The following is a 22,000-nucleotide window of genomic DNA, read 5'->3' as shown; positions in this document are numbered from 1 at the left end:
ATTATTACTCTCCCACTCGCTCTGTGGCTATGTATTGTTGTGTTTGATTCACGACAGAATAAGACATATCTAAAACCACTTGAGGATACAAACCAATAAAAATAAGGACAATTAAGATGCTCGATAATAATAGAAGATCTTTCTTGCTGAGTAGATGTTTTGTGGCAACACCTTTATCAATAACGCCATAAAAAATTGGCTGCATACGTACAATAAATGATATCGACAGTAATAATAAACCAATGACTAACAAAATTGTATAAAATGAAAAAGTGTTATAACTACCAAGTAACATCATATAATTACCAACAAAATTAGCAGTACCTGGAATACCTAATACCGCTAATATAAAATACAGGGTAAACGAAGATAGATAAGGCACCCGCTCTTTAAGCCCAACAAATTGACTTATATTTCGTGTTGAATAGCATTCAACTAACAATCCACTAATGATAAACATGCCAACTATTGCTAAATTGATGGCTATCATTTGAATAACCACGCCTTGATAAGCAATAACAGAACCACTATAAATAATTGCCGTCACAAATCCCATTAATGCGATATGAATATAAGCAATGAGTTTTTTTATATCTGTTTGATTAAATGCAACTAACGCAGCATAAATAATTGTAAGCAAAGCAAGAACCAACATAATTGGCATAATCATGATGGAAGCATTAGGAAATAGTGGTATAACAAAACGCAGTAAACCAAATGCAGCTGTATTGAGTAATAAACCACTGATCATCATTGAGCCTGTTGTTGAAGATTCGATATTGGCTTCAATAAACCAGCTATGAAAAGGAACAAAAGGAATACGCACAATAAAAGCCGCTAAAAATCCTAGCATGAGTAAAAATTCAGTATCACTTGAAATTGGCGTTTTTGTTAATACCTGATAATCAAACGTCCAATGCCCTGTTAAGTTCCAGTTAGTTAAGGCTAATGACACAATTGAGATTAACATAAGTAAACTACTCAATTGGGTATAAATCAAAAATTTGCTGGCACCGTTAAAACGTAATTGTGAGCTTGAATCTCGTCGTCCCCATAGTGAAATTAAAAAATAGATAGGTATTGCGACCGCTTCCCAAAAGAAGAACATTAAAAATAAGTCAGTGATGACAAATAACATCATAATGGCTGATGTCATAAATAACAGACATAAGTAAAATAGACCAAGATTGTTTAGGCTTTCTTTACTAGAATAAACAATTGTCAATAACACAATAAATAGTGTTGAGGTGATAACAACCATTGATAGACCATCTAAAACAAGATGAAAATGAATACCTAACAAAGGGATCCAGTCTAGGTTCACTTCCTGTACCCAATTTGTCCCTTGATTCAACACATTTATGGCATCTATCCAAAATACTATCGCCATCAATAATGTAATGCAAATTGTGATAAACGCTACAATTATTGGTAGTTTTGACCAGCGCATTTGTACATCGACGGAAACAACGCCCCTTTGTAAACATACATGGCATAACCAACCAATAAATCCGCCTATTACAGGTAAAAAAACAAGCCATAATAACATGAATGATTACACCTTTATTAAATAAAAATCAGTAACATTAATATGATAATGCTACCTATAACCATCGAGACCATATACCACCGAATTTGCCCATTTTCGAGATCAACGATGAACGAGTTTACTTTTTTGATTCCTCTCATTATCCAATCATCCCATAATGCTAAAGGGTCTTTTTTTAACAAATGGGTCAAATAGACATAAGGTTTAACAAATAGTGTGTTCAACAAATAATCATAATGCCAATCACTATTACATAAGCGTAAAAAGTATTTTACCATTGGCGTATTTATAATCTCGTGTACTTCACTATTTGGGCGTACATATAAAATATAGGCAATAAGAAAACTTAATCCTGTCACCGCCGCCAACAATAGCTGAAAGGGTAACTGCCCATTGGTATCTAACTCAGCGATTGAAATGATGCCGCGAATTGGTAATGGAAAATAGATAAACAATGCTGTGCTAAATATCGATAATATAAAAATTGGGCAAAAACTTATCCATTTAGTTTCTGCAAAATCATGCTTTTTGGATTTGTGATAAAATACCATGGAAATTAAACGCCAAATACCTAAGCTGGAAAGTAAAATACCGAGTAAACCAATGGTTCCGGATATCAATTTATCTTGAGCCATTAAGCCCAATATAATATCCCCCTTGATATAAAATGATGACGAAATCCAAGGCATAGCACTCAGTGACAGCATAATTAACAAAAAGACCGCATATAACATTGGAAACGATTTAATTAAACCACCAATTTTGCTTATATCACGTTCGCCCTGACATTTTTTGATTAAAATTGATGAAGCTAAAATCAGCAATGCGCTTGTTATGGAATAATTAATTAAGCAATTAAGAGACAAGCTCCAACTCTTGGTTGAAAAGGCATAAAATAGATAGCTAATTTGCGCTAAATTGATATAGGTGATAATTCGTTTAATATCATACTGCACTAAGGCGATCGTGCTAGCAAACAATATGGTTAATGATGATATTATCGATATAATAGCAAGGACATCGCTCGACATCATAAACAAATTACTAAGTCTTAAAACTAAATATACTCCAGCTAAAATCACTGTTGAAGATTGTAACAAAGCTACCGCAGGCATTGGTGCTAATGTTGTTTCGGCAAACCATGAATGCATAGGAAATAGTGCAGACTTACTCATTGCACCAAGAAACAACATTAAAGTTATCCAAAATATGATGTCTGAGTCAACGGCCAAGTTATCATGTGCTTGCGCCAATACATCATGAATATTTAATGTTTCTAATGTTTGATACAATAAAAATATGCCAATAATTAGAAAGATATCAGTTAAATGCATAATGATAAAGGCTTTTGCAGCAGCATAACCATTTCGAGCCTGTTTATAGTAGATACCGATAAGTAAGTAAGTACTTAGACTCACGCCTTCCCAGCCAATTAACATAACAAATAGATTATCAACTAATATGATGGTTAATATACTGGCAATTAATAAATTACTATAAGCATAAAAAGTATAAATATCCTTTCTTGACGTTAAATAGCAAGCCGCAAAAAAGTAAATCAAAAAACCAAAGAATGATATTAAAACTAAAAATGTTAGTGATAAACCATCCAATATTAAAGCAATCGGCACCGAAAATTCACCCACAGAAAACCATTTCCACAATGGTCTAGAATAAACTAAGGCCATGTCAGGTACCGTGTTTGAACTAAAATCAATATAAGAAAATAGAGTAATTAATACAATGATCAGCATCGTAGTAATGCCTATAATCATCACATTAATTGTTCGAATATGTCTCCCTAGCAAAACCAATATTAAAAAAGAGAGCAAGGGAACAATAATAGTTAAATAAAGTAAATTCATCCTTTCATTTCACTCAATGAGTCAATATTAAAGATTTTTCGACGGTAGAATAGTTTCATCATTAATGCAAGACCAACGCAAACCTCTGCTAAGGTTGTTATTACCGCTAATATTGCCAGTACTTGTCCATCGGATTGTTGCCAATAGCTACTTGCCGCAAATAATGCAACTATCGCCCCATTGTTCATAATAATCAGACTGAGTAATAAAAAATAGAGATGACGCCGAATCATTATTCCTAGTAGTCCAATCACAAATAAAATAGAAGCCAAAATAAGGCTGTGCATAAGTGGAATCATATTATTTCTCCGACATAAGCCGATGCATAAAATGGTAAGCAATCACTGCTGCACCCAATAATAAAAATATCGCTAGTTCAGCCATTAAAATGTAAGCATATACAGACATTTCATGCATTAATTCATGAGACTCTTTCAGTTCTGAATAGTTAGCATTTACTACGCCATAAATAAGAGCCACAAGTAAAATAAAAGCTAAAATTAGTGGCCCTAACCAAATTTTAGGGCTGATACCCCGTTTATTGTTTTCTACATTATCAACGCTAATTTTCAGAACGGATGCGACAAGTAAAAAAAGTGTCACCGAGCCACCAATAAATAATAGGATGTATAAAAAAGTAGAAAAATACGTTGCAAGCAGAATAAATATCAAGGCCGATGCAAAAAGTGAAATACCAAGGTATAAGATTGCTTTATCAATCCGTAAACTACTAATCACTTTTACACTGGCAAAAACAGCAATAATCGACGCAATATAAAAAACAGCGATCATTAAATAATCCAATATGTATTGATAATGCTTTAGTATATACCCAAATGATATTAAGATACAGTTTACAAACACAGTGTTCATCGAAAATTAAACTCGTTAAGCTGTATTGTCTTGAACATTTCACGATTAAGAGAATATTATTATTTCTTGATTTTTTCATAGTAAATATAATTAAAACAACTAAAAAAAATAAAAACCATAAAATTTTATTATTTAAATTCAAAGCAACATTGTTATAAAGTATATAACTTACGCACATTAACCAATAATTATACCTATCCCATTAATTTATCATTTGGGTCATGCAGCTTAAAGATGCTTAGGCATAATAAAATCGAAGACGAGAAAATCATGAATCATAAATATTCCTCAATGCGAAGTAATGTCAATATGTTAGGCACTTTACTGGGCAATGCGATAAAACGCGCCACTGGCAATGAAACCTTTGATTTAGTTGAAAAAATAAGAAAGTTATCAAAATCAGCTCAACAAGGAAACACCCAAGCACATAATGAGCTACTCAAACTAATTGAAAACCTTAATGATGATGATTTATTACATGTTGCACGCGCATTTAATCAGTTTTTAAATTTAGTCAATACGGCTGCTGAATATTATGGTATTTCTCCCCATGGAGAAGCATCTAGTAGCCCCAAAAAAATGACTGAATTATTTAGTACACTTAAAAATCTTAATTTTTCAACTCAAACTATTATAGAAGCGATTAATGAGTTATCGATTGAATTGGTGCTAACTGCACACCCGACCGAAATTAATCGCCGAACCATGATAAATACTTATACGGCTATTAATAACTGTTTATCTCAACTGGATCATGATGATTTAGCCGACTATGAAATAGAACGAATTATGCGCCGCTTAAAACAGTTAGTTTGTCAGGCATGGTATACCGATGAAATCCGCAAAAAACGCCCTACCCCCATTGATGAAGCAAAATGGGGTTTTTCGGTCATTGAAGATAGCTTATGGGAAGGAGTGCCTCTATTTTTGCGTGAGCTTAATGACCAGTTAGTAGATGCTTTTGATGAGCAATTACCAGTTGATCATGTGCCTATTAAATTCACCTCATGGATGGGCGGAGATCGTGATGGTAATCCAAATGTGACAGCAAAAGTGACCGAAAAGGTCATGCTACAAGCTAGATTAAAAGCCATTGAGTTATTTTTAGCCGATATTCAAATACTTGTTCGTGAACTTTCAATGACGGAATGTAGTGATTCAGTTATTGATCTGTTAGATGAAAAAAACAAAACCGTTTCCGAGCCCTATCGAGCTGTAATGAAACAGTTACGAACACGTTTAATTAACACTCATAATTATATTGAAGCTTTGCTGAATAATGAACGAGTATTACCACCTAGTGATATTTTAATTAAAAATGAACAATTATGGATACCGCTTTATACCTGTTATGAGTCATTAATTGATAATGGCATGTCAACCATAGCCCATGGTCCATTACTTGATACTTTACGACGCATAAAAAGTTTTGGTTTACAATTAGTCAGATTAGATATTCGCCAAGACAGCTCTGTACACACCGAGGCGCTTGACGCATTAACTACAGAACTTAATTTAGGTAGCTATGCAAAATGGTCAGAGAAAGAAAGACAAGCATTTTTATTAACAGAGTTACAATCTAATCGACCATTATTACCTTATAACTGGCAACCAGATCAAATGGTCCAAGAAGTATTAGATACTTGTCGTGTAATAAAAAAAGCTGGCGAAGAATCGATTGCCTCTTACGTAATATCAATGGCTAAAGCCCCTTCTGATATATTAGCCGTTTACTTATTATTGAAAATTGTTGATTGCCAAAAATATATTCCAGTTGCACCGTTATTTGAAACATTAGAAGACTTAAATAACGCAAAATCGGTGATGCAAAAACTGTTGGATATTCCTTGGTATCGCAATAAAATTCAAGGTAAGCAGATGGTGATGATAGGCTACTCTGACTCGGCTAAGGATGCAGGGACACTCGCAGCATCTTGGGCACAATATCGATCTCAAGAAGAATTAGTTAACTTATTTAAAAAATATAATACTAATTTAGTGCTATTCCACGGGCGAGGAGGTTCAATAGGTCGAGGTGGAGCACCAGCGCATGCCGCACTACTTTCGCAACCTCCAGGATCATTAAAAGGCGGGCTTAGGGTGACAGAACAAGGCGAAATGATTCGTTTCAAACTTGGTTTGCCAGAAGTGGCTCTCAGCAGTTTAATGCTGTATACATCAGCAATTTTACAAGCCAACTTATTGCCACCGCCAGCACCCAAACAAGCATGGCGCGATATAATGGATAAAATGTCAGAACTTTCATGCAATTGCTATCGTAGTTATGTACGAGAACGTGCTGAATTTGTTGATTATTTTAGAGCAGTAACGCCAGAAGCTGAATTAGGTAGATTACCACTTGGTTCCAGACCACAAAAACGCCGTACGGGCGGTGGTATTGAAAGTTTACGTGCTATCCCATGGATTTTTGCTTGGACACAAAACCGTTTAATGGTACCGTCTTGGCTTGGTGCTGGTAGTGCACTTAGAGCAGCAATTGCAGATGGTAAACAAAATCTTCTTAAAGAAATGTATCACAATTGGCCTTTTTTTAATTCCCGATTAGGTATGCTTGAAATGGTCTATGCCAAAGCGGCACCAAACATCCACGAATATTATGAACAACGTTTAGTTGATCCTGCTTTATGGCCATTAGGCGAAGAGTTAAGAAGTTTGTTAACCCAAGATATCAATACCGTGCTAACCATTACTGATGATATTAGCTTAATGGCTGATTTACCGTGGATAGCACAGTCGGTGGCTTTGCGTAATACTTATATTGAACCATTAAATTTATTACAGGCTGAGTTATTAAGTCGTTCACGAAAATACAACGATAACGAGAATATCATAGTAGAACAAGGATTAATGATTACTATTTCTGGAATTGCAGCTGGTATGCGAAACTCAGGATAAAAAAGATCAATGCTTTTTCTGTTGTTAACAAAGAACTCGCTTTTCAACGAGTTCTTTGATCTGCTTGATGTATAAAATAGCCAAAGCTATTACCCAATGCCGAAAAAACTCAAATGTTCTAAATCTAACCATATCAAATACAAATGCCTTCGGCCAAACAAGCAAGGGTCTTATTTACGATACAAAACGGTCAAAAAAAATTGATTTTATTGAAGTTTTTATTTTTGTTTTTTAATAAAAATCATTTACTTATGTAATATGAGAAAAAAAACAATTTCTGATAATAGATGATATATCAAGAGGGAAACCAAAAAGAAGTGTATTTATAATAGCCCAAAAAACACCGATATTTTTGCCACCAGACAGGTATAAATTGATAAAACAACTATCCAAAAATATCGCCATTATGACTAATCAAACACAGTGCATTATTATCAATAATAAACAAAAATGTATGTTAGACGATAGCATATTTATAAACCTTTTTGATAGCATCTCAATAAACAATAAACCTCGAATGATATCGAGGTTTGTCATCAATCTGAAAAAGCACAATGCTTTTTTATTTTTTAGGTAATAACTGTTCTAAATAAGCTTTAGCGTCTTGATCCCCTTGCTCGCTAGCTTTAGTAAACCAATAGATAGCACGCTCTTGATCTTTATCAACACTTTCACCTTCTAGATATTTAACGCCCAAATTATATTGAGCATCAACGCTGCCTTGCTCTGCAGCTTTTAGGTACCATTCAACGGCTTTTTTCTCGTCTTTAGCAACTCCACCGCCTACATCATACATCACGCCAATATTATATTGAGCATCAGCATTGCCGGCTTGTGCAGCTTTAGTAAACCAATAGGCTGCTTGCGTATTATCGGGTTTCGTTCCCGTTCCTGTTGCATACATAATGGCTAAATTATACATAGCTAGCACATGCCCTCGTTCTGCCGCTTGTGTATAAAAATAGCTGGCCGCCATATAATCTTGAGTCAAACCATCGCCATTTTCTGACATTAGTCCTAAATAATATTGTGCTTCTGGAATATTATCTTTCGCAGCTTTGCTAAACCAGTCCGCTGCAGTCATGCGATCTTCGGGTACGCCATCACCAAAAAAATAGATCATACCCAGATTTAAATAAGCATCATAAATACCTTCATTACCTGCTTGTGTAAAATAGTCAATTGCCGTTAATGTGTTTTTTTCTACGCCCTCACCTTCTTGATACATTAAAGCTAAATTATATTTAGCCAATGCATAATTTTGATCAGATGCTAATTTAAAATATTTAACTGCTTCGTTTAAATCACGATTGGTTCCCAATCCGCTTTGATACATAAATGCTAAATTATTTTGTGCTTTGGCAAGTCCTTGCTCTGCTGCTTTTTTATACCAAAAAAAAGCACGAACATCACTAGCTTCAACACCCAATCCTTGTTTATAAATACCACCTAATGAGTACTGAGCTTCTGCATTTCCTTTTTCTGCAGACAAGCGTAAAGACGGGAGCAGTGACTCTGACTCCTTAAGCTTTAATTGCGTATCGTCAGATTGGGTCCTATAATTTGTAGCCATTGCACCATAAGAAATAGATAATAATAGTACTAATAAAATTCGATTTTTTTTCATATTTTTTAATTATAGTGACATTAATAATAATTATACATAAATGTAGCCAAAGGGAATAGCGTTTGTTTAATACCTATTCAGTGTGAAATTATATTTTTTTCTCAAGCTGAATCACTTTATTTTCCCTTTAATAAACAATATATTAAACTATAAACCAAGTTCATCCCAAATTTCATCAATCCGAGCAACAACTTTAGGATCTTTCTTGATAACTTTTCCCCATTCACGATTAGTTTCACCCGGCCATTTATTGGTCGCATCCAACCCCATTTTAGAGCCCAATCCAGAAACCGGTGAGGCAAAATCTAAATAGTCGATAGGTGTATTATCAATAAAAGTGGTATCACGCTGCGGATCCATGCGTGTTGAAATAGCCCACATAACATCTTTCCAGTCACGGGCATTAATATCATCATCACAGACAATCACAAATTTTGTATACATAAATTGCCTTAGATAAGACCAAACCCCCATCATGACGCGTTTAGCATGACCTGGATATTGTTTTTTAATTGTCACAATCGCAATACGATATGAACATCCTTCGGGAGGTAAATAAAAATCGACAATTTCAGGAAATTGTTTTTGTAAAATCGGTATAAAGACCTCATTCAATGCAAGTCCCATTACCGCTGGTTCATCTGGTGGCCTACCAGTATAGGTTGAATGATAAATCGCATCTTTACGACGAGTTAAATGTGTCACGGTAAATACGGCAAATTGCTCAACTTCATTATAATAACCGGTGTGATCGCCATACGGGCCTTCTGATGCTAATTCATTAGGATCGATATAACCTTCAAGCACAATTTCTGCACTAGCTGGAACGTCTAAATCGTTTGATAACGATTTCACCACTTCGGTTCGACTACCACGTAATAACCCAGAAAAAGCATATTCGGATAAAGTGTCTGGCACAGGGGTCACTGCGCCTAAAATGGTTGCAGAATCGGCGCCAATCACAACGCTAACAGGGAATTTTTGGTTAGGATTTTCTTGTTGCCACTCGGCAAAATCAAGCGCCCCACCACGATGTGAAAGCCAGCGCATAATTAATTTATTTTTACCTAAAAGCTGCAAGCGATAAATACCCAAATTTTGCCGATCTTTATAAGGACCTTTAGTAATAGTCAGTCCCCAAGATAACAGCGGTGCCACATCATCGGGCCAGCAATGCATAATAGGTAAACGCGTCAAATCCACTTCATCATCCTTAAAAATCACCTCTTGGCAGGGGGCTGATGAACGATGTTTGACAGGCATATTAAGCACTTGTTTATATTTAGGTAATACATTAAAAAATTGCCGTATGCCTTTGGGTGGTTCGGGTTCACGCAAAAATGCCAATAACTCACCGATTTCACGCAAAGCTGAAGTATCTTCACGCCCCATACCCATCGCAACACGTTTGGCGGTACCAAACAGATTACATAAAACAGGCATATCATGACCAATCGGGTTTTCAAATAATAAGGCAGGACCTTCGCTGCGTAATACGCGATCAGCAATTTCGGTCATTTCAAGATAAGGATTAACAGGAAAAGTAATTCGTTTTAATTCGCCTTGCTGCTCAAGATAATCTAAAAAATCTCTAAAATTTGAAAAATGCATGTATTATTACTCCCTGTTACTGACTCATCTTGAGTTAACCAAATCTAAAAGTCTTTTAATCCTTGATGAAAAACTATCATGCAATTGAATTAATCAGCATCAAAGTTTTCACTGTAAATAGGTACTTGCTTATTTTGATTACACGCAACAATTTTAGGTAATAGGATTTCAAACTGTTTTTTGTCAATTTCAATAAATTCATCCTGATCAACTTGATAAAATAAATATTGTTCAGATTCATCATCGAATCGGAACGAGGCTAGCCAGTCATTGCGATCATCACTATTTTCATTAGCAAATATCTGAATAATACTATTTTCACGCTTTTCAGGTTGGTCATGTAATTTATAATCAATGATCTTTTCAGCAATTTTAGCGTCATATTCATCAAAAATAATATAATCACTTTGATTGGGTTGGCACTTTTTTATACTTATTTCAGCATGACTGATTGGTACAAAAAAACATAAACAGGAAAACACAAGAGCAGATAGACTCAATTTCATTTTCGACCTCTTAATTAAGATTTAATCAAACTATGAATTTTACTAATAGCCTCACTGTTATTTGGCGATAAAGTAAGACTGGCAGCCTCATCAATCGTTAGCCATTGATAAGCTAAATGTTCAGTAAGCACAGGTGTTACCTCATTAAGAAGAGGCAGATAAAACCAATGTTCTTTATTTATCTTAACTTCTGGCGCATATCTATGTCTAAATTGAGGAAAAATCTCAAACTCAACGGTATGCTTTGCATCAATTAACTCAAGATGTTGCCCTATAATATCAATGCCTGTTTCTTCAAAAACTTCACGAATCGCAGTATCTAATGGCGATTCATTGGCATCCATGCTACCTGTAACTGATTGCCAAAAACAAGGATCATCCTTACGCTGCAACATAAGGCAGCGATTTGTTGTCTGGCAGAAAATCACCACTAGAACAGATTCAGGATTTTTGAATTTTTGCATCAAATATCGCTATTTTTTACTTACTTCAATACCCAGTTCAGTTAATGCCGCCGCGTTAGCTGGGCTTGGAGCATCTGTTAATAAACATGCGGCAGCGGTTGTTTTAGGAAATGCTATCACATCGCGAATATTATCGGTTCCACTTAATAACATGCTTAATCTATCTAATCCAAATGCTAATCCTGCATGTGGTGGTGTGCCATATTTTAATGCATCAAGTAAAAAGCCAAATTTTTCACGTTGATCATGTTCATTAATACCTAAAATTGAAAAAACTGCTTGCTGCATTTCACTACGATGAATACGAACCGATCCACCACCAACTTCATAACCATTTATAACCATATCATAAGCATTTGCAACTGCATTTTCTGGATTCTTGATAAGTTCTTCTGGTGTATAGTCTTTTGGTGACGTAAATGGATGATGCATTGCACTTAGTCCTTCGTCGGTTTCTTCAAACATAGGGAAATCAACAACCCAAAGCACTGCCCATTTACTTTCATCAGTTAAGCCTAAATCCTTACCAACTTTTAAACGTAATGCGCCGAGTGCATCACTCACAACTTTATAACTATCAGCACCAAATAACAGAATATCGCCATCTTTAGCATTGGCTCGATTAAGTAGGGCTTCCATTTGTGATTCATCAAAGAATTTTGCTACAGGACTTTGTACGCCTTCTAGCCCTTTATGACGTTCATTAACCTTAATCCATGCCATACCTTTAGCACCATAAACCGAAATGAATTGTGTATATTCATCTAACTGCTTGCGAGTTAATTGAGTGCCATTTGGTACACAAAGTAAAGCTACACGACCTTTAGGATCATTGGCTGGAGTTGAAAACACTTTAAAATCAACATCTTTAACAATATCAGCCACATCAATAATTTCGAGCGGATTTCGTAAATCGGGTTTATCGCTACCAAAACGACGCATCGCCTCAGCAAAAGTCATGATAGGGAACTTACCTAAATCGACATTCTTAACATGCAACCAAAGTTCACGAATCATTTGTTCCATAACCTCACGCACTTGTTCGGCTGTCATAAATGAAGTTTCAACATCGATTTGAGTAAATTCAGGTTGACGATCGGCTCTCAAATCTTCATCTCGAAAACATTTTACAATTTGATAATAGCGATCAAATCCTGACATCATCAGCAATTGCTTAAATAGTTGTGGCGATTGTGGAAGCGCATAAAATTCACCTTTATGAATTCGGCTTGGTACTAAATAGTCTCGAGCCCCTTCAGGTGTTGCCTTGGTTAACATTGGGGTTTCAATATCTAAAAAACCATGCTCGTTCATAAATGAACGAACAAACGCAGTAATTTTGGCACGAGTTTTAAAAATCGTTGCCATTTCAGGGCGACGTAAATCAATATAACGATATTTTAAACGCTGTTCTTCACTATTGTTTTGATTGAAATCAAGAGGTAAAACATCGCTACGGTTAAATATAGTCAGCTCAGTGGCCAAAATTTCAACCTCGCCAGTTACCATCTCTTTGTTGATTTGACCTTCAGGGCGAGCTCTCACTTTCCCTTTGATCTGAATACAAAATTCATTACGTAACTCACCAGAAAGTTGATACGCTTGTTGATAATCAGGGTCGAAAAACACCTGAACAATGCCTTCACGATCGCGCATATCAATAAAAATCATACCGCCTAAATCTCGACGTTTATTGACCCATCCACACAATGTTACTTCTTGATTAATATGAGATGCCGTTAACTGACCGCAATAAATTGAACGCATAAAATATCCTGTTTAAGTATCAATCTTTAAAAATAGCGTTTATTATAAAACAAATAAAACCCTTATAAAGGCATTTATTGAGATTTCTTCTTTAATTGTTTAAATATTTTGTGCTGTTATTACCATATTGTTTACTAACGCGTAATTGATGAAACTTGTTTGTTGACGTAAGTAAATTAGGTTATGTATATTAACTACACAATGATAATTGTTGATTACGATTTTAGTGACCATAACTAATTTTATTAACAATAAAATATTCTATGAGGCCATAAGGATGGAAATTTTAAAAGACTATAGAGTACATGCTCTTGCACTAGTCGTTGTTTTAGTATGTGAGTTCATCGGTAAACAATCGATCTGGACTATCTCAGTGTATCCGATGTTATACGCCATGATTATTGGCGGAATAATTAGCCTGCCCAAATTAAAAATATTAAAACTAAAAAATATGAATCATGCTAGTGCTATCATGATAGTCACTTTAATGCTGCTTGTTGCCAAGCTTGGCGTCTCGGTTGGTCCTAAAATTGATATGATTCTAAAAGACGCGAAGTTAGCCTTAATTTTTCAAGAGTTGGGGCATTTTGCCGGCACGATTTTATTAGGTTTACCACTGGCAATGATATTAGGCATGAAACGTGAAGCGGTGGGCGCAACGTATTCAGTTGCTCGCGAACCCAATATCGCGATCGTTGCCGATAAATATGGATTAGATTCTGCTGAAGGTCGAGGCGTTATGGCGATGTATGTTTGTGGCACACTTTATGGTGCTATTTGGATGAGCATACTTGCTAGTGTAATGGCAAAATTAGATATCCTTCATCCTTATGCGTTAGCGATGGGAGCTGGGGTTGGAAGCGGTAGTATGATGGCGGCTTCACTTGCACCAATAAGTGACCTTTATCCTGAAATGGCTAGTGAAATAAAAGCCTATGCAACAACCGCAAACTTAATGTCGAGTATTGTTGGCATTTATATTTATACGCTATTTTCGTTACCTTTTGCCTCTTTCTTATATAACCTTTTTGCCCGCTTACGACGTAACAAAGAAGGATCGCTATCATGAAATGCCTAGAAACAATATTTTTACTGATCTTAGTTGCTATTATTATGGCTGCCGGCAATACTGTAGGTTACAAAATTGATTTTATGATGTCATTACAAGCATTATCAATCTTAGTTGCTATATCAATAGCCGGCTATTTTGTTGGTAAAATTCCACTATTAAACAAATTTCCAGTTATTTTATGGGTATCAGTCGTAGCCGCAGTAGCTTCATCACCAATATTTCCTTATCACGAACAAGTTGTTTCAATGACTGATCAGGTTTCTTTATTGGCTGTTTGTACCCCAGTACTTGCTTATGCAGGACTGGCTATTGGCAAAGATTTAGCATTATTTAAAAGTATCTCTTGGCGAATCATCCCTGTTTCGTTAGCCGTGTTTTCAGGTACCTTTATTTTTGCGGCAATCATTGCACAAATCACCTTGCATTGGGAAGGTGTCATCTAATTTGAATTAGGATTTAACGTATGACGAAAGAAGAACTTAAAAAAAAGGTTTGTAACGCAATAGCAAACCGAAAAGCTGACATCAAAGCGATTGCTCAGTCAATTTGGGCTGAACCAGAACTTGGTTATAAAGAACACAAAACCGCCAAAAAAGTCGAAGAAGCCTTTGAAAAATTAGGTGTGCCATTTAAAAATAAATTGGCTATAACTGGCGTAAAAGGTCGCTTAAAAGGAGGAAAAGGTAGTCAGTACAGCATTGCTGTTATTGGTGAACTTGATGCCATTATTTGTGCAGATCACCCTGCTGCTGACGAAATCTCTGGCGCTGCGCACTGTTGTGGGCATAATGCGCAAATTGCCAATATGATGGCAGTCACGATGGGATTAATTGATGCAGGGGCTATGCAATTTTTAGCGGGCGATGTCGTACCTTTTGCAGTACCTGCTGAAGAATATGTTGAAATCACTTATCGCAATCGCTTAATTGAAGAAGGTAAAATCAAATATATTGGTGGCAAACCAGAACTAATTTCGCGGGGTGAATTTGACGATGTTGATATGGCACTACAAATACACTTAACTAGCGTACCCAATGACCGCCAAGATGGTTTTATCGAAATATCAACCACCAGTAATGGTTTTATCGGTAAACTGATTAAATATAAAGGCGAAGCGTCACACGCGGCTGCTGCGCCACATGCGGGTGTCAATGCTTTAAATGCAGCAATGATGGGAATGATGGGTGTGCATGCTATTCGCGAAACATTTCAAGAAAAAGACTATATTAGATTCCACCCGATTATTACCCAAGGTGGTGATTTAGTTAATGTGATTCCAAGCGATGTAAGAATGGAAAGCTATGTACGAGCAGGCAATGTGCCCGCCATGATTGATGCCAATGAACGAATTAATCAAGCACTAAAAGCAGGCGCTATGGCAGTTGGTGCCACCTGTGAAATTAAGGACTTGCCTGGCTATCTACCATTAAATAACAACTCAACGCTTAACGAGCTTTTAAAACGTAATGCCGAAGAGTTAATTGGTGAAGAAAATGTTTCAGTTGCCCCTCATATGACAGGAAGCACGGATACTGGCGATCTATCCCATATTATGCCTGTTAGCCACCCATGGATTGGTTCGGTTCGAGGTGTTTTACATGGTAAAGATTATACCGTATTTGATGAAGATATGGCTTACATCCGTCCTGCGCAAATGATGGCCTGTACAATTATCGATTTACTTTATGACGACGCAAAACCAGCACAAACACTGATGTCAGAATATAAACCACTCATGACCAAAGAAGAATATTTAACATTCCTGTCTGGCTTTGACAAATAATCTTAATGGCTTGGCACATTGTTGTGCCAAGTTTCTGTTATAATGCTTCTTCATAATTAACCACAATAAACACCCACTATGCAAGAACTGACTGATCAAGAACTGTTTCGTTATGATAGACAAATCACATTGCGTGGTTTTGATATTGATAAACAACAAATATTAAAAAACAGTTCAGCACTGATCATCGGTTTAGGTGGACTCGGCTGTGCGGCATCGCTCTATTTGGCAGCATCAGGTTTAGGTAAATTAACGTTAGTTGATTTTGATACCATATCAAAATCCAACTTAAATCGACAAATCTTATATACCGAAAGAGCTATCAATCAATACAAAGTCGAGGTTGCAAAAAAAGCCTTAACCAATATCAATGCCAATACGTTAATTGAAACAGTGCATCAGCAACTTGACGATGACAAGCTCATTGCGCTTATCAAACAGCATAATATTGTCATCGACTGTACTGATAACTTAGTGACACGAGAGCAAATTAACCGTTGTTGTTTTCATGTAAAAAAACCACTAGTTTCTGGAGCAGCAATCCGTATGGAGGGATTATTAAGCGTATTTACTTATCAGCCTGATGAACCTTGTTATCACTGTTTGAGCCGCTTATTTGGTCAAGATCAACTCACTTGTGTTGAAGCGGGTGTCATGGCACCACTTGTTGGCATGTTTGGCACCATGCAAGCCTTAGAAGCCATCAAAGTGCTAACCCAATATGGAAAACCATTAATTGGTCGTGTATTAATGATTGATACAATGACAATGGAATTTAACCAAGTTAAATTTACCAAACAACTTAACTGTCGCATTTGTGGAAATAGTCATACTAATCAGGTTTCTCAATGAAAATTAATCTCATTATTTTAGCGCCCATGGAGGGTGTGCTTGATTATCAAGTCAGACAACTTTTAACTTCAATTAACCAATTTGATTATTGTGTGACTGAATTTATTAGAGTAACCCATCATAAATTATCTAATCGAACCTTTTATCGCCTATGTCCTGAGCTTTACCATAACGGAAAAACTAAATCTGGCACGCCAGTTCGGGTGCAAATTCTTGGCCAGTCGCCAGAATGGATGGCGGAAAATGCCGTTAAAGCTATTGAATTAGGCTCTTATGGTATCGATATCAATTTTGGTTGCCCAGCCAAAACGGTCGTTGGCAGTCACGGAGGCGCTTATTTATTACAATATCCCGAGCAGATATTTAATATTGTTAGCCAAGTAAGGCAAGCAATTGGGGCAACGCATAGATTATCAGTCAAAATTCGCTTAGGATGGGATAATAAATCACATTGTCACGACATCGCCAGCGCCATTGAACTTGCCGGTGCCAATGAAATTGCTATTCATGGCAGAACCAAAGAAGACGGCTATAAAGCCGAAAAAATAGATTGGCAAACAATAGGTCAAATCAAGCAACATCTAAACATACCCGTTATTGCTAATGGTGAAATTTTTTCTATTGAGGATGCAAAAAATTGCATAAACCAAAGCCAAACTAACGACATTATGCTAGGGCGTGGTATTTTAACGATTCCTAACTTAGCTAATATGATTCGAACTGAACAATCAGCATTCAGTTGGCAACAAGTGATGGAAATTTTAATCCACTATGCGACATCCTCCGTTGATGACGTTAAAGCGCTTTATCATTCTGCACGCATCAAACAGTGGCTTGCTTACTTAAAACAGCACTATGCTCAAGCAGCAGACGTCCTACAAAATATTCGAACACTCAAATCACAGCAAGAGATCAGTGATTTCTTAACGAAGAACAGCCAAAATAACTTCCTTAGGTAATAACAAAATAGCAATTGGTGTTCATTTATTATAACGATGTAGGGGGATAAGGTTTCATAAAAATCAGTCAGGAAAGACATTGATTTTATTAAAGTTTTTTACAAGCTATTCCATCAAAAAACTTTAATAAATCAATACTTTTTTGTGATTACAATTGATTGGGTGCAATGGTTTCGGACGTATTAGCGTTGTTGAACAAAATAAACTTCGAATTTAAACCACAACAACCGCACTCCCAATAAAGCCCCCCAACTACGCTAGGGCGCTGTTCTTTAATAAATTATCCTCGTTTGCACCATCTCCCTCCCTCCACGACCTAAGGATTAAGGGCTAAGAAATAAAAGCTAAGGTGTGGTGCAATAAATGTGCTCGCGGTACGACCCATCTCTAATGCGGACATCACCGCCATAGACAATAAAGTGGACACCGCTATCTGTAGCGTCGCTTGTCCAGCTGGAGTCCCAGAAGCCTATAAAGTTGGAGCCCCCGTCAATGTAATAATGGCCTAAGTCGCCCCACTCCGTGAAAAATCCTGCGCCTATATAACGCGTGTTATACCATGTATTTGACGACGGCGTGGCACCATCTATGCCATCATAACATGGGAACCGATTATCTGAACCACACTTCGCGTTAGTTAACTCCTTGAGCTTTGGCGCACGATAACCCAAACGACCACACCAAGATATTTGGTTAGACCAATAATCCTGTTTAGTACCTCGATGGACAAACCACTGTCTCAACACAAATCCATACCTCACCTCATTCCCACTACTATCTCTACCCACCAACTCAAATGTCTGCGGCAAAGATGGCACGGTTAAAGGGCTAGGATTATCTGACTGCATTTGAGCATCACTTGCCTTAGGGCCCGTTAAGGTTACTCGCGTTACATAACTAGATCTATCATCATCCTCATAAATCCACGCATCCTCTTCCTCACCTTGTTTTGGCAGTCTCCAACTCACCCTAGCTGTTATCCCTCCACGCGAGACTGAAGGCCATGTCAACTGACTGGCATCAACCCCAGCTATGAGTAAATCAAAATACAAACCATCCCCCCCCCATTGTTGGAAAATTAAGGCCGTAAGATGACGAACTTGTTGACTGAACTAAAAATCCCTTATTAGGAACCATGCTAGAGGGTTTGAAGACAGAACCATTAGTATTCGGCCTGACAAAACAAATACGAGTACCACCATACGGATTAATATAATACGTCACTGTTTGACTACTAAAATTTCTTGTATTAGGTAACCCGTACTTTGTTTGTAAACCTCCTCCTGTACTACTTAATGTCATCTTATAAGGAACCTTACAAATATCTAATGCTTCACTACGACTTACAGTATTATTATCCGCATCAGTAAAACTCACCGATACACTTCCCGTCGCAGTAACACCATTAGTACCCTGGCCATCCCCATCGTCATCTCCCCAATTACCTTGAGTAATTAAGTCATTTAAACTGACTGTATTTACCGATAATGGCACCACCATGTGTATATCATTAAAAGTAGTTCCATTGACTAGCTTTATCGGATTTCTCGAACTTGATGTGTTAGTTGATGGCTTGAGGGTTCTACCATCCGGCAACTCAATAGCTAATAGATTATCCGTCGAAGTCACTTTAGTTAGTCCACCATCAAACGTTAAATACGGCGCGTTACCCTCAATTTTCCTTGATGTATGCGATGTTAATGCCTGAGAACCCTGCGTGTATGATAATAAAAGCAGTGGTGCAAAGAACAGCGAGAATTTAGTTAATTTAAATAATTTATGTGATTTAGATAACCCAAATAAATTAGATAGGTTAGAGAAGAAAAATGAAAAAGGTAAAAAACTCAACCTCCACAAAAAAAACACCGATATATCCGACGACTTTACTAAACGTGATGATTTCGATAACTTCGGTGATAAAAATAAGAAAAGAGTCTGATTTTGACTATAGTGAAAATAAAAAAGATTTAGGGCGCAGGTTTGGCAAGCCAGATGCCAGATATGATAGTCATGGTAACGCATTTCGATTATCCAGTCAATTAAATTTATGTTTTTATTTAAATTTAAATAAAAACAGCTCAATTAATGAGCGCTACTTTATTTTAAAGTGCCTGTATCATATCCTGTTGATTAATAATGCGCTATTTTTTGTTGAAAATTTGTAAAGTTTTATTAAATAGATAGCTCGTAGAAATAAATAATTATACTTTGTTGAATAAATGCAGCAATTATTGAAAATATTATCATCATAAAAATCAATAATATTACATTGATTTTATTAATAATATGAACATTTTTGTAATGAAGAACAAGCGACAACACGCCAAAAACCCATAATGTATCTACAAATTTATTTTGATAGAAATAAAATGAAATACCAAAATCTAGTAACCGAAATACGTCTAAAAAAGTTTCGTAATGGTATTGCACAAATGCGAAATACATTGAAAAAAACAACTCAATAAAAAATAAACTACACCCCCAATAATGGGGAGAGTAAAAAAAGACACTTTTTTCATCTTATTTCCTTATTAATTTTTACTTAAACGTTCCTATTACCTAAATTTTTAATAAAATTTTAATGATTGTTTGTTGTTAATCAATTCGTTTAATAAAGTGTTTGATCTTAAATCCCATAGAAATCAATGACGCAAAATAAACAACGATTCCAACAATTACCAATGCAAACAATCGCCCAATACGAACCAACATTGAGCCGGTTGACCAGTCAGGTAATAAGTGTGAACCAAACCATAACACAGCAGACATTACTATTACAGCAATAATGACTTTAATCAAAAACCGATACCAACCAGGTTGGGGTTGATAAAGTTGTTTTTTACGCAGTTGCCAATACAATAATCCAGCATTAAAGCAAGCAGCTAAACCAATGGATAGTGAAAGGCCTGCATGCTGTAATGGCCCAATAAAAACGAGATTCATTAGCTGTGTTAAAATTAACGTGACAATTGCAATTTTGACGGGGGTTTTAATGTCCTGACGCGAATAAAATGCGGGTGCTAACACTTTAATTAAAATCAATCCAAGTAGACCGATAGAATAAGCCACTAAGGCTCGCTGTGTCATCAATGTATCATTTAAGGTAAATTGGCCATATTCAAATAACGTTGATATAAGCGGTCGAGAAATAACACCTAATGCAATCGTGCTTGGTAAAGCCAATAAAAAGCAGAGGCGTAATCCCCAATCTAACAACTCTGAATATTGTTTATGATCGCCTTTAGAAAAGCTTTTGGCTAACGATGGCAATAATATGGTACCTAATGCCACACCAAGTACACCGGCAGGGAATTCCATTAATCGATCTGCATAATACATCCACGAAACCGAGCCAGAAACGAGAAATGATGCAAAAATCGTATTAATAATTAATGATATTTGCCCAACAGATACCCCTAAAATTGCCGGCCCCATCTGTTTTAAAACGCGCCAAACACCGCTATCTTTAAGACTAATACGGGGCAATACTAGCATGCCAATCTTTTTTAAATAAGGTAGCTGATAGAGTAATTGCAAAATCCCGCCAACTCCAACCGACACGGCAAGTGCTAATACGGGAGGGTTAAAGTAAGGTGCTAAAAATAGTGTGAATATAATCATACTCACATTGAGTAGTGTTGGTACAAAAGCGGGAACCGAGAAACGATTCCACGTGTTGAGTATAGCGCCAACAAGTGAAGCCAGAGATATAAAAAAGATATAAGGAAAGGTTATACGCAACATGGTCGTTGCAAGTTCAAATTTTTCGGTTGTCTCTTGCATAAATCCTGGTGCTGTTAGCATAATAATAAAAGGTGCTGTGACAACACCAATTAAGGTAACAATAGCTAATACTAGCGTTAATAATCCTGCAATATAAGCAACAAAAGTACGCGTTGCTTCAATACCTTGCTGATTTTTATATTCAGCTAAAATAGGCACAAAGGCTTGTGAAAAAGCCCCCTCTGCAAAAATACGACGTAGTAAATTAGGAAGTTTAAAGGCAACAAAAAAAGCATCGGTCGCCATACCAGCACCAAAAAAACGCGCAATAATGGCATCACGCACAAAACCTAATACGCGAGAGACCATCGTCATTGAACTAACTGTGGCTAAAGATTTTAAAAGATTCATATTCAATTTATATACAAAGTAT

Annotated in this window: 17 protein-coding genes; 6 read left to right on the top strand and 11 right to left on the bottom strand. The window is 36.4% G+C overall.

The window, feature by feature from the left end:
* Nucleotides 1-4: 4 nt before the first annotated feature.
* Genes ACYIAL_RS11175 through ACYIAL_RS11160 form a run of 4 tightly spaced genes read right to left on the bottom strand, consistent with a single transcriptional unit; the run spans nucleotide 5 to nucleotide 4,206 of the window.
* Nucleotides 5-1,549: a complex I subunit 4 family protein gene (locus ACYIAL_RS11175; protein ID WP_483751716.1), complete on the bottom strand. Its 1,545-nt coding sequence runs from the start codon at nucleotides 1,547-1,549 to the stop codon at nucleotides 5-7.
* 17 nt (nucleotides 1,550-1,566) lie between these two features.
* The gene (locus tag ACYIAL_RS11170) at nucleotides 1,567-3,414 is read right to left on the bottom strand and encodes an NADH-quinone oxidoreductase subunit 5 family protein (protein ID WP_483751715.1); all 1,848 of its coding nucleotides are present in this window, start codon (nucleotides 3,412-3,414) and stop codon (nucleotides 1,567-1,569) included.
* Entirely contained in the window at nucleotides 3,411-3,713 is a 303-nt protein-coding gene (gene nuoK, locus ACYIAL_RS11165) for an NADH-quinone oxidoreductase subunit NuoK (protein ID WP_174796721.1), read from the bottom strand. The genes ACYIAL_RS11170 and nuoK overlap by 4 nt, the downstream gene beginning before the upstream one ends.
* 1 nt (nucleotide 3,714) lies before the next feature.
* A complete protein-coding gene (locus ACYIAL_RS11160) occupies nucleotides 3,715-4,206 on the bottom strand; it encodes an NADH-quinone oxidoreductase subunit J (RefSeq protein ID WP_160430667.1) in 492 nt (163 codons plus the stop codon).
* A 351-nt stretch (nucleotides 4,207-4,557) separates the two neighbouring features.
* Between ACYIAL_RS11160 and ppc the strand changes: the two genes are divergently transcribed.
* Nucleotides 4,558-7,203, top strand: coding sequence for a phosphoenolpyruvate carboxylase (gene ppc, locus ACYIAL_RS11155; RefSeq protein WP_483751714.1), 2,646 nt, complete (start codon nucleotides 4,558-4,560; stop codon nucleotides 7,201-7,203).
* Nucleotides 7,204-7,765: 562 nt separating this feature from the next.
* Here ppc and ACYIAL_RS11150 read toward each other — a convergent pair.
* The 5 genes from ACYIAL_RS11150 to aspS all read right to left on the bottom strand — a co-directional run bounded on the left by ACYIAL_RS11150 (nucleotide 7,766) and on the right by aspS (nucleotide 13,178).
* Complete coding sequence (locus tag ACYIAL_RS11150; RefSeq protein ID WP_483751713.1) at nucleotides 7,766-8,830, bottom strand: SEL1-like repeat protein; 1,065 nt, start codon at nucleotides 8,828-8,830, stop codon at nucleotides 7,766-7,768.
* Nucleotides 8,831-8,977: 147 nt separating this feature from the next.
* On the bottom strand, nucleotides 8,978-10,441 hold the full coding sequence (ubiD, locus tag ACYIAL_RS11145; RefSeq protein ID WP_483751712.1) for a 4-hydroxy-3-polyprenylbenzoate decarboxylase: 1,464 nt from the start codon (nucleotides 10,439-10,441) through the stop codon (nucleotides 8,978-8,980).
* Nucleotides 10,442-10,530: 89 nt separating this feature from the next.
* Entirely contained in the window at nucleotides 10,531-10,947 is a 417-nt protein-coding gene (locus ACYIAL_RS11140; RefSeq protein WP_483751711.1) for a hypothetical protein, read from the bottom strand.
* A 14-nt stretch (nucleotides 10,948-10,961) separates the two neighbouring features.
* Complete coding sequence (gene nudB / locus ACYIAL_RS11135) at nucleotides 10,962-11,411, bottom strand: dihydroneopterin triphosphate diphosphatase (RefSeq protein WP_483747912.1); 450 nt, start codon at nucleotides 11,409-11,411, stop codon at nucleotides 10,962-10,964.
* A 9-nt stretch (nucleotides 11,412-11,420) separates the two neighbouring features.
* Nucleotides 11,421-13,178 carry an aspartate--tRNA ligase gene (aspS, locus tag ACYIAL_RS11130; protein ID WP_483751710.1) on the bottom strand — a complete coding sequence of 586 codons (1,758 nt, stop codon included), beginning with the start codon at nucleotides 13,176-13,178 and terminating at the stop codon, nucleotides 11,421-11,423.
* Between the two features lie 277 nt (nucleotides 13,179-13,455).
* Between aspS and ACYIAL_RS11125 the strand changes: the two genes are divergently transcribed.
* From ACYIAL_RS11125 to dusC, 5 genes are all read left to right on the top strand, one after another.
* Nucleotides 13,456-14,247, top strand: coding sequence for a DUF3100 domain-containing protein (locus ACYIAL_RS11125; RefSeq protein ID WP_065638865.1), 792 nt, complete (start codon nucleotides 13,456-13,458; stop codon nucleotides 14,245-14,247).
* Nucleotides 14,244-14,693 carry a hypothetical protein gene (locus tag ACYIAL_RS11120; protein ID WP_174796729.1) on the top strand — a complete coding sequence of 150 codons (450 nt, stop codon included), beginning with the start codon at nucleotides 14,244-14,246 and terminating at the stop codon, nucleotides 14,691-14,693. Before ACYIAL_RS11125 ends, ACYIAL_RS11120 begins: the two co-directional genes overlap by 4 nt.
* 20 nt (nucleotides 14,694-14,713) lie before the next feature.
* Complete coding sequence (locus tag ACYIAL_RS11115; protein ID WP_483747914.1) at nucleotides 14,714-16,033, top strand: amidohydrolase; 1,320 nt, start codon at nucleotides 14,714-14,716, stop codon at nucleotides 16,031-16,033.
* A 78-nt stretch (nucleotides 16,034-16,111) separates the two neighbouring features.
* Nucleotides 16,112-16,885: a molybdopterin-synthase adenylyltransferase MoeB gene (locus ACYIAL_RS11110; RefSeq protein WP_483558681.1), complete on the top strand. Its 774-nt coding sequence runs from the start codon at nucleotides 16,112-16,114 to the stop codon at nucleotides 16,883-16,885.
* A complete protein-coding gene (gene dusC, locus ACYIAL_RS11105; protein WP_483751709.1) occupies nucleotides 16,882-17,844 on the top strand; it encodes a tRNA dihydrouridine(16) synthase DusC in 963 nt (320 codons plus the stop codon). Before ACYIAL_RS11110 ends, dusC begins: the two co-directional genes overlap by 4 nt.
* A gap of 1,041 nt (nucleotides 17,845-18,885) precedes the next feature.
* On the opposite strand, the gene ACYIAL_RS11100 is transcribed toward dusC, so the two are convergent.
* Both ACYIAL_RS11100 and murJ read right to left on the bottom strand, forming a co-directional pair.
* Nucleotides 18,886-19,692 (bottom strand): hypothetical protein, encoded by an 807-nt coding sequence (locus tag ACYIAL_RS11100; protein ID WP_483751708.1) that lies wholly within the window; start codon nucleotides 19,690-19,692, stop codon nucleotides 18,886-18,888.
* Between the two features lie 747 nt (nucleotides 19,693-20,439).
* Entirely contained in the window at nucleotides 20,440-21,978 is a 1,539-nt protein-coding gene (gene murJ / locus ACYIAL_RS11095; RefSeq protein WP_174796734.1) for a murein biosynthesis integral membrane protein MurJ, read from the bottom strand.
* Nucleotides 21,979-22,000: the final 22 nt, after the last annotated feature.

This window comes from Gilliamella sp. X-57, from assembly GCF_057063565.1.
This window is presented reverse-complemented; position numbering and strand designations above follow the sequence as displayed.